Consider the following 9721-nt stretch of genomic DNA (forward strand, 5'->3'; position numbering starts at 1 on the left):
AAATAAAAACGAACGAAATCAACAAAAGAAGACAGTTGTATAATCAAGAAAAATTAATAAATTTATAACACGAAATCCTCCTTAAGGTTTTGAACAAAAATGTCCAATTTAGTTTGAAGACGTACAATCTGCCGAAATACTTTCTCCCGGTTTTATAGAAATTTACCCGAAGCTGCTGCCTTGCCTTTATAAGCCAACCGCAGATTTGACATCCTTTGCCCAACTGTATTTTAATCATTACAACCAAAATGAAGGCGATTTGCGTTCGGCTACGATTTCCGTGATAAGTACGAGGACATTACCTGCCCTTGCGGCATGGGCGAGGCAACATGCAACGGATATCTTTCCGGCAAACGATTTAAACGATGTACAGCATTTCGATAGGTACCAGACCCATCGCTTGTTCTTCGATTTTGAAGATTATTATCGCCGCTTATCTCCGCCGGAGACCCATAACGAATTAGCTACACTGCTGCAAAATACGGTAATATATAAAGCCGCAACTCCTGAGTTTCTATTGGGGTATAGTGGTTTTGTGATACATGAATTCAGCGGTTTAACCAGCTATATCCCCCAGCAGGATTTCGAATATCTAAATGTGGCGTATAAGAAATTGAAATGGACCATAGCTGTAACCCATTAAAGATGTTTTATGAAACCATCATAATCGATAAAAAATTATATACTAATGAAAAATATACTATTTTTAAGCTTGTTTATATTTGTATGCTGTTTACTTATTTTCTGCAGTTTCTTCCTATCACGGCAAACAAACCAACAATATACGTCAGATACAGCCGATAACAGCCGGAAAACCATCAACCATACTGTACTGCACTATTGGGATAACCTGAATGTGACGGATACAACAACATTTTTCAGGAAGGAAGCGAGCGAAAAGCAACTCGTTGACTATCTGTATTTATTAAACAAGGCATCAACCGATTCAGCTCACAGTGGTCTGATTACTTTGTTGGATAAAGCGCTAATTAATCAAGCCGTATTTAATCATTTTATTGGTCTTATCGAAAAATATCTTTATTATCCTGATTCTCCATTAAGGAATGAAGAGCTGTACATCAATGTGTTGGAGTATTGCATACAAGATAAACGGTTGGCTGAAGGGTATAAGATAAGACCCGAATACCAGCTAAGTATGTTATATAAAAACAGGGAGGGGCATACTGCGGAAGATTTTACTTATATCACATCTTCCGGTGGCAAAGGCAGTTTATATAGCATAAATGCTCCGTTCACATTGCTGCTTTTTTATGATCCGGATTGTGAAAATTGCAGGGAAATCATCTGTCAATTGTCCGATAACACAATGTTGAAATCGATGCAGCATGAAAAAAAATTGAAGGTATTGTCAATATACACGGGAGATAACATGAGGATTTGGCAGGACTATGCTTCTTCAATACCCACCGAATGGGCGAATGGTTATGATAAGCAACAAATAAATAAACAAAAAAAATACGATCTGCGGGCATTTCCAACACTTTATCTGCTGGATAAAGATAAAAAAGTATTGCTGAAAGATGCGTATATTGATATGATTATGAGTTCTTTAAATGTGGTGTCACATAAAAAAATAATGAATTAGCTAACAAGATCGATGTAAAATGTAAATTTATAGGTATGAAATATTTTAAAGTTCCGAATTGTGTCCGTATTGCTATATGCTTATTGTTGATATCAAACAATAGCTTTGGACAGCAGCGTAAACAGGATTTAAAAAAAACAATTGAAACGATCGTAGGTAAGCATACTGCGAAAATTGGCTTTTCGGTAATTGATCTCCAAAATGGGGATACAATTGGTTTTAATGGAAACGTCCGTTATCCTATGCAAAGTGTATATAAATTTCACTTGGCTTTAGCTGTACTAAAGCAGGTTGATGAAGGTAAGTTGAAGCTTGATCAGCAAATTTTTGTAACAACTAAAGATCTTTTACCTAATACTTGGAGTCCGCTTAGAGATAAATATCCACAGGGTAATGTATCTATTCCGCTTGCTGAAATATTGAGTTATACGGTTTCACAAAGTGATAACAATGGTTGCGACATCTTGTTCAGATTAGTTGGTGGGCCATCAGAGGTAAAACGGTTTATCCACGGCCTTGGTATAAAAGATGTCAACATTTTAGCCACAGAAGAAGAGATGCACTTGGATGAAATGGTTCAGTTTAAGAACTGGAGTACACCTTGTGCAGTGGTTCAATTGCTAAAGTTGTTTTACGATAGCAAAATATTATCTACTTCCTCCAATGATTTTCTTCGGGATATTATGGAAAAAACTGTTTCGGGGCCAAACAAGATTAAAGGCTTACTTCCAAAAGGAACTACAGTGGCACATAAGACGGGTAGTTCTGGGGCAAACGCGGCAGGGATCACAACAGCAAGCAATGATATTGGTATTGTTACTTTACCAAATGGTAAACATTTTGCTATAGCGGTTTTTGTATCTATGACAAATGAAGAGGAAAAAGAGACGGATCAGATCATCGCGGAATGTAGTAAGGCAGCCTGGGACTATTTTTCGCGATAAGCTTACTTATAAAATTTTACTTAAATGCGTTGATTCCAGATTGTACTATTAATTTTCATATTAGTCTTATGAGGGAAATTATACCATATCACGGTGTGGATTTGCTCTGGACAAAGGACTTATCAACTCAACGGTCACATAGTAGGAAACTTCATCTACATTCCCGAAGAAATAAATATGGCGGCGATGTAATTGGTGTACACTTGCCTGAAACTGGTATTATGGGAAACACGCATTTTCCTCTTTGAACAACATAGAAATTGCGGATCTGATGTCGAAATGGTTAAAGCAAAAAAGGTTGGATAAGTAAATATGAATTATCCTTTTTGGGGGTTAATATGGCTTTATAAATAACAAGGTCGGACAAATTTCCGACCTTGTTATTTATCACAGATTGTTTGCCCTTACAGTGATTTCTGCAATATCAAGAACTTGGATTTCCTGTTCTTTCTCTTTGACCTTGATACCATCACGAAGCATAGTCATACAGAATGGACACGCAGCCGCAACCACTGTTGCGGCTGATTCGATCACATCTTCGATGCGCTCTATATTAACGTCTTTGTTGCCTTTTTCAGGCTCTTTAAACATTTGTGCACCCCCCGCTCCGCAACAAAGCCCGTTACTGCGACATCTTTTCAGCTCGACTAAGTCGGCATCCAAAATTTCTAGTGCCTTACGTGGAGCTTCATAGACAGCATTGCCTCGTCCCAGATAACAGGGATCGTGATAGGTGATACGCTTGCCTTTAAACTCATGGCCATCAGCAGGCTTTAATTTACCGGCATCGATTAAGGATTGGATGAGTTCAGTATGGTGGATAACCTCGTATTGTCCACCTAAGCTCGGGTATTCATTTTTTAAGGTATTAAAGCAGTGTGGACATGCCGTTACGATTTTCTTGATCTCGTATCCATCCAATACTTGAATATTCATCATTGCCTGCATTTGGAATAGGAATTCATTTCCAGCACGTTTTGCAGGATCACCTGTACAAGACTCATCTGTGCCTAATATCGCATATTTGATACCTACATGGTGTAGTATTTTGCATATATCAAGTGTGATGCGTTGGGCTCTTTCATCAAAAGATCCGGCACAGCCTACCCAAAATAATAAATCAGGGCTTTCTCCTGTGGCTAATAATTCAGCGACTGTAGGTATGTGAAATTGATTTTCCATCTGCTCTCGTTTATTGATTTGTCCAGTTGGCACGATCCGCCTGCGCATATTTCCAGGGTGCACCATTGTTCTCTATATTGCTCAACATGGTATTAACACTTGCTGGTGCTTTTGACTCTTCCATAACCACATATTGGCGCAATCCCATAATGATTTGTAATGGATCGATATTAACCGGACATTGCTCTACACAGGCGTTACAACTTGTACATGCCCATATTTCTGCTCTGCCGATGTAGTCGTCTAACAACGATTTTTCATCATCTACAAATGAATTATTCCGATCTATATTTTTTCCTACCTCTTCGAGGCGATCCCGTGTATCCATCATAATTTTACGAGGCGACAATAGTTTTCCGGTAATGTTCGCAGGACAAGCTGCAGTACAACGACCACATTCGGTGCAGGTGTAAGCATCCAAGAGATTTTTCCAAGTCAAATCCTGGACATCTTTTACACCGAAACGGGAAATTTCCGCAGAGGGTGGGGGAAGTGATGGATCTAACATTGCTTTCACTTCTTCCGTTACAGATGATATATTTTTAAATTTCCCCTTGGGTTTTAAGTTTGAAAAATAAGTGTTTGGGAATGCAAGAATAATATGCAAGTGTTTGGATATTGGAAGGTAATTTAAAAACGCTAATACGCCCAGTATGTGGAACCACCAACTGAAACGTTCGATAAAAATCAGAGAATCGCTGTTATTTGGAAGGAAATTAGCTAATGATGAACTTATCGGGAAAGAACCCGCTATCGTATAATGTGCTGTTTGAAGTGTTTGTAGCTTGAAATCTGCCGCATTCATTAATAGAAAGGCGGTCATAAGCGCAATTTCTGTGATTAATATTAAATCTGCATCTGTTTTTGGCCAATTCATTAGCTCTGTTTGATTCAATCTTTTTACTTTCAATACATTTCTACGTATTAAAAATATAATGCAGGACGTAAGCACCAAAGTGGCCAATATTTCAAAACTATAAATCAGAAAATCATAAAATCCACCCATAAGCGAAAATACGCGATGCGTACCAAACAATCCGTCTATAACAATTTCTAACATTTCAATATTGATAATGCAGAAGCCCACGTATACACACAAATGCAGTAGGGCCGGAATTGGTCTTTTAAACATTTTTTTTTGTCCAAAAGCAACAAGTAACATCAATTTTAAACGTTCGGACGGTTTATCAACACGGTTTACAGATTTTCCCAGTTGGATATTTCTGTAAATTTTACGCGCATTCTTATAAAACAGAAAAATGGCTCCAATGAATACAATTGCAAATACTAGCTGACTTATCATAGTTATACTATTCAGGTTCTATACAAATATATACAATCTGAATAGTATTATGTTGGCATAATAGAGTATTTCCTCTAAAAATAGTCTTTTAATAAGGATACCATCTGAGCATTTTATTTTATTAATCCAGCCCTTTTTAACAAAGCATCTACTTGCGGCTCTTGACCTCGAAATCGTTTGTAAAGGACCATTGGATGTTCTGTGCCTCCACGTGATAATATATTGTCGCTGAATTTTTGTGCGATTTCGCGATTGAAAATTCCGTTCTGTTTAAAATAGTCAAATGCATCAGCATCTAATACCTCTGCCCATTTGTAGCTGTAATAACCAGATGAGTATCCCCCATTAAAGATATGAGAGAAAGAAGGGGTCATCGCATTTTCTTTTACGTCTGGAAATAACTGAGTAGAAACGAATTTTTCATTTTCGAAAGATTTTACGCTTTTTATTTCGGAAGGATCTTGCCCATGCCATCCCATATCCAACAAACCGAAACTTAATTGACGTAAGGTAGCCATACCTTCTAAGAATGAAGCAGATTCCTTGATTTTTTCGACCAAATCCATTGGAATGGATTCTCCGGTTTCATAATGCTTGGCAAATAATTCCAGGGCTTGTTTTTCGTAGCACCAATTTTCCATAATTTGACTTGGCAACTCTACAAAATCCCAGTACACAGCAGTACCAGATAACGTGGGATAAGTGGTGTTAGCTAGCATACCGTGCAATGCATGACCAAATTCATGAAATAGGGTAGTGACCTCATTAAATGTTAATAAGGACGGTTTGGTTGCTGTAGGCTTGGTGAAATTGCAGACGATAGAGATATGAGGACGTTCTTGTTGATTATTTCTTAGGTATTGAGGTTTAAAAGAAGTCATCCATGCCCCATTCCTTTTTCCTTTTCTAGGAAAAAAATCTGCGTAAAATACCGCTACGAATTCGTTGTTTTCATTGTGCACCTCAAATGTTTGCACTTCTGGGTGGTATTTTTCAATGGTACTAACCTCTTTGAAGTACAAACCAAATAATTTTTTTGCCACTTCAAAAGCACCATTTAATACATTTTCCAATTTAAAATAGGGTTTTAACTTTTCGTCATCCAGGCTAAATTTCTCTTGCTTTAGTTTTTCAGCATAGTAAGCAGAATCCCATTTTTCCAATTGATCCAATCCATCTCTTTTTTTTGCGAAATCAGCCAGTTCTTTAAATTCTTTTTCAGCAGCTGGTTTTGCTTTTATAAGCAAGTCGGATAAGAATTCATTTACTTTCTCCGGATGTTGCGCCATGCGTTCTTCCAGTACAAAATCTGCATGTGTACGATAGCCTAGAAGTTGTGCACGTTGAAAGCGGAGATTGACGATTCGTAATATATTTTCTTCATTGTTGTACTCGTTATCTTGAAACGCCTTTCTTCCTGCAGCTAGGGTGATTTCTTTACGCAGTTCACGGTTGTCGGCATACGTTACAAAAGGAATGTAGCTCGGGTAATCCAACGTGAATATCCACCCTTCTTTGTTTTGTGATTCCGCTAGACCTTTTGCCGCTTCAATAGTTCCTTCAGGAAGTCCGGAAAGATCAGTTTCCTTTGTAATGTGCAGTTGATAAGCATTTGTCTCCGCCAAAATATTTTCCCCAAACTTCAATTTTAATACAGAAAGCTCGGTATCTATCTTGCGTAGTTCCTCTTTTTTTTTCTCATCCAACAATGCTCCGTTTCTCACAAAATCCCGATATGATTTTTCCAATAGCGTGTGCTGTTCCTGATTTAGATGAATATTATCTTTGGTTTCATACACTGCCTTGATGCGGTTGAATAGCTCGAAATTTAATGTGATGTCATTTGCTAGTTCAGATAGTTTCGGAGCAATCTCCTGCGCAATTTTATCCATTTCGTCATTCGTTTCTGCAGCATGCAGATTGAAAAAGATATTTGATACGCGATCGAGTGGCATTCCGGAATAGGCCATTGCTTCTATTGTATTTTCGAAAGTTGGCGTATCAGAATTGTCAACAATGGTATTTATTTCTGTACGCGTTTCTTGTATGGCTTTTTCAAAAGCGGGAATATAATCTTTAGTGTCTATTTGTGAGAACGGAGCCGTGTCATACGCCGTTTTAAATTTATCATTCAGTATACTCATGGGGGTAAAAATACAATATTTTTGTTTTAATAAATAGATGACATACCGATTCGATAGGTATGTGTTGTTGTATTGTCAGACCAAATTCGAAAAAATCCAACGCTCGTGTATTATCTTGGCACCTGGAACCAATAAATGCTAAAACACGGCCAAAGTGTTCGAGGTATTTGGCATCTTGAAGCATGTAAAACTGAAATTTGTTTAACAGCAATGTTGCTTGTTGTAATTCGCGAATAAAGGACATGTCCAAAATACTCTGATATGGTGGTGTAATTATATCCCAAGCGAGATTAGTCCATTTTAATTTGATTTTCGTCTGCTACATGGAGTATCCACATTAAATTCATGCGTGTTTGTGTGGTTTGTACTATATGGATATTTCACTAGTATATAATTATTCATTAATATGTGCTTTCAATTGTATTATTCATTCATGATTATTTTCAAAGGGATTCATGAGTCGCTATGCGAAGTTCATGAGCGATCCGCGGTTACTTGTGAGCCCGCCTGCCCTCCGGGAGGCGGGCGGGCTCGGTTTGATTTTTAGAGATTATATGTAATAAGTTTTTGTGGCGAATAAAGATGGTTAAGTGGACCATTACCTTGGCCTATAATCAGGTCTTTGCTATGAAAAATGGCCTCGTGTACAAAATTCAGAGCCTTTCTAACAGCCTCTTTTAACGTGTATTTCTGAGCAAGGAAGGTCGCGATAGCAGAAGATAGTGTGCATCCAGAACCATGTGTGTTCGATGTAGTGATTTTGGGCGAATGAAAGGAAATAGTAAGATCATTTTTTTGCAATAGAAGAGATGTTAATACATCGCTGTCGAGATGACCTCCTTTTACTAAGACCGATTGGCATCCCATATTTAACAAGTATTTGCCTGCTGCTTCCATTTGCTTGATGGATGCTACCTTATTGCCAACCAATACAGCTACTTCGTCAAGGTTTGGAGTAATAATATCCACCAATGGAAATAGTTTTTCTATACATGCTGCTATAGTGTCTTCATCAATCAGTCGATGACCGCTGGTAGAAACCATAACGGGATCGAACACAATTTTACCAGTATAATCTTTTAGAAAGTCTGCAATGATATTAACCAGTGTCGTGTTGTGTACCATTCCGATTTTGATTGCATCCGGATAAATATCGTCAAAGATTGCATCCAGTTGTTCTTCAATGGCTTTCGGGCTAATTTCGAAAATATTGCGTACTCCTTGCGTATTTTGTACGGGCAAGGCTGTTAATACGTTGGTAGCATAGCATCCTAATGCTGAAATGGTTTTTGTATCCGCTTGTATTCCAGCCCCACCGCTACTGTCAAAGCCAGCAATACTGAGTACGCTGATTGTCTTTAGTTTCTTTATTGGTCTCATCTCAATAACCCTCTGTGCTCATGATTAGCTTTTCTGGGATCGCTACTGGTACAAATTGCCGAAACGACAACGATACTATTTGCTCCAGCCTTAAAAGCCTTGTTTGTATTTTCAACAGGATATCCCGTCAATAGGTTTATGTGGTGAGAAATTGTAGTGTTGTTCATCACTACAAAATTAGTGATGTTGTGAATATGAGGAGTTTTTTCTTGTACTTCTTTTTGTTTGATGATTTGATTTTCCATTAATTACATTTTTCTGTAAATAATTAATGGCTAAAGAGGGATGTCTTTGAAGATTGTAATCACACGTAATGGCTTAAAACCAATATGCGATTGCTTTTTCCTACGCCGGTGTTAACCGGATCAGGTTCAAAGGGTCTATCTCAATTCCTTTCGGAATACCCCTAAAGCCAATCAAAGATATCAATTAAACTGGAATTCACAATCATAAACTTCTGGAGAAAAGTTAGCTTGATGTACTCTCAATTTTAAGTCAAATAAATGTGTCTCTTTAAATAACACGTGTTATAAAAACTATGATAGAACGATAGTTCATTTATTGTACCGGACTAGTAGTTTTTAAAACATTTCTATACGCATACGTATGGAAAATATGTCTTCTGGCAAAGCGACCAGGAGAATCTGCATTTACAAATTTAATATATTCGTTTTTTGATACACCGAAATATTCGTATTGACTACCATCTTGGAATGTAATGACTAATATTTGAGATTTCCATTCAAAATCATATATAGTTGAATTTGCTATGGTATTCGTATATATAGGTAATTGTTGTTCCCGGGTTTCAGGACAGATGCTTACTAAAAAATGATAAGCTTCAATCATTTCTTTACTTTTCGTCTCTGCATCTAACTTCCCTTCCTCGTCATTTACGAATTTATCGGGGTGACATTCTTTCATGATTGTCCGGTACGTAGATTTTAAGGTTTTAAGATCTGCTGATTTATCTACATTCAAAAGTTTTCTGTAGTCTGCGATTTTTTTCATGGCCGCAAAGGTATACATTATAAACGTATCCGGCCTATCAAGTACATATTTAAATAGTTTTTTATTGGGATTACCTTTGCTTGCATGAATTTGATAGAAAGCAAGCGCGATAAAATGTTGTCCTTAGTCGCCCAATGGCGCCAGAGTGGTC

At 37.5% G+C, this 9721-nt stretch carries 10 protein-coding genes and 1 riboswitch; of the genes, 3 read left to right on the top strand and 7 right to left on the bottom strand.

Annotated elements, in window-relative coordinates:
• The first annotated feature begins 205 nt into the window (after positions 1-205).
• From E4F24_RS05255 to bla, 3 genes are read left to right on the top strand one after another with little or no spacing between them, the layout of a single operon-like run.
• Positions 206-643: a hypothetical protein gene (locus E4F24_RS05255; protein ID WP_140937625.1), complete on the top strand. Its 438-nt coding sequence runs from the start codon at positions 206-208 to the stop codon at positions 641-643.
• Between the two features lie 45 nt (positions 644-688).
• Positions 689-1606 carry a DUF5106 domain-containing protein gene (locus tag E4F24_RS05260; protein WP_140937626.1) on the top strand — a complete coding sequence of 306 codons (918 nt, stop codon included), beginning with the start codon at positions 689-691 and terminating at the stop codon, positions 1604-1606.
• Between the two features lie 35 nt (positions 1607-1641).
• Positions 1642-2550, top strand: a complete 909-nt coding sequence (gene bla / locus E4F24_RS05265; RefSeq protein WP_140937627.1) for a class A beta-lactamase, subclass A2 — start codon at positions 1642-1644, stop codon at positions 2548-2550.
• Between the two features lie 387 nt (positions 2551-2937).
• Here bla and E4F24_RS05270 read toward each other — a convergent pair whose 3' ends face one another.
• From E4F24_RS05270 to E4F24_RS05300, 7 genes are all read right to left on the bottom strand, one after another.
• Positions 2938-3732 (bottom strand): (Fe-S)-binding protein, encoded by a 795-nt coding sequence (locus E4F24_RS05270; RefSeq protein WP_140937628.1) that lies wholly within the window; start codon positions 3730-3732, stop codon positions 2938-2940.
• Positions 3733-3742: 10 nt separating this feature from the next.
• Positions 3743-5035 carry a 4Fe-4S dicluster domain-containing protein gene (locus E4F24_RS05275; RefSeq protein WP_140937629.1) on the bottom strand — a complete coding sequence of 431 codons (1293 nt, stop codon included), beginning with the start codon at positions 5033-5035 and terminating at the stop codon, positions 3743-3745.
• 113 nt (positions 5036-5148) lie between these two features.
• Positions 5149-7179 carry a M3 family metallopeptidase gene (locus E4F24_RS05280; protein WP_140937630.1) on the bottom strand — a complete coding sequence of 677 codons (2031 nt, stop codon included), beginning with the start codon at positions 7177-7179 and terminating at the stop codon, positions 5149-5151.
• Entirely contained in the window at positions 7163-7423 is a 261-nt protein-coding gene (locus E4F24_RS14125) for a thiaminase II/PqqC family protein (protein ID WP_140937631.1), read from the bottom strand. The genes E4F24_RS05280 and E4F24_RS14125 overlap by 17 nt, the downstream gene beginning before the upstream one ends.
• Positions 7424-7722: 299 nt before the next feature.
• Complete coding sequence (gene thiD, locus E4F24_RS05290; RefSeq protein ID WP_140937632.1) at positions 7723-8559, bottom strand: bifunctional hydroxymethylpyrimidine kinase/phosphomethylpyrimidine kinase; 837 nt, start codon at positions 8557-8559, stop codon at positions 7723-7725.
• Positions 8556-8804, bottom strand: coding sequence for a hypothetical protein (locus tag E4F24_RS05295; RefSeq protein ID WP_140937633.1), 249 nt, complete (start codon positions 8802-8804; stop codon positions 8556-8558). Before E4F24_RS05295 ends, thiD begins: the two co-directional genes overlap by 4 nt.
• A gap of 80 nt (positions 8805-8884) precedes the next feature.
• A riboswitch (TPP riboswitch) is annotated at positions 8885-8977 on the bottom strand.
• 140 nt (positions 8978-9117) lie between these two features.
• Complete coding sequence (locus E4F24_RS05300; RefSeq protein WP_140937634.1) at positions 9118-9570, bottom strand: KTSC domain-containing protein; 453 nt, start codon at positions 9568-9570, stop codon at positions 9118-9120.
• Positions 9571-9721 lie beyond the last annotated feature (151 nt).

Origin of the sequence: Sphingobacterium lumbrici (genome assembly GCF_006476045.1) — a bacterium.
Taxonomy (GTDB): domain Bacteria; phylum Bacteroidota; class Bacteroidia; order Sphingobacteriales; family Sphingobacteriaceae; genus Sphingobacterium; species Sphingobacterium lumbrici.

Coding starts and splice junctions, on each gene's coding strand:
- E4F24_RS14125 (WP_140937631.1), bottom strand. CDS start 7,423: ATGTCCTTTATTCGCGAATTACAACAAGCAACATTGCTGTTAAACAAA.
- thiD (WP_140937632.1), bottom strand. CDS start 8,559: ATGAGACCAATAAAGAAACTAAAGACAATCAGCGTACTCAGTATTGCT.
- bla (WP_140937627.1), top strand. CDS start 1,642: ATGAAATATTTTAAAGTTCCGAATTGTGTCCGTATTGCTATATGCTTA.
- E4F24_RS05280 (WP_140937630.1), bottom strand. CDS start 7,179: ATGAGTATACTGAATGATAAATTTAAAACGGCGTATGACACGGCTCCG.
- E4F24_RS05295 (WP_140937633.1), bottom strand. CDS start 8,804: ATGGAAAATCAAATCATCAAACAAAAAGAAGTACAAGAAAAAACTCCT.
- E4F24_RS05270 (WP_140937628.1), bottom strand. CDS start 3,732: ATGGAAAATCAATTTCACATACCTACAGTCGCTGAATTATTAGCCACA.
- E4F24_RS05300 (WP_140937634.1), bottom strand. CDS start 9,570: ATGAAAAAAATCGCAGACTACAGAAAACTTTTGAATGTAGATAAATCA.
- E4F24_RS05260 (WP_140937626.1), top strand. CDS start 689: ATGAAAAATATACTATTTTTAAGCTTGTTTATATTTGTATGCTGTTTA.
- E4F24_RS05275 (WP_140937629.1), bottom strand. CDS start 5,035: ATGATAAGTCAGCTAGTATTTGCAATTGTATTCATTGGAGCCATTTTT.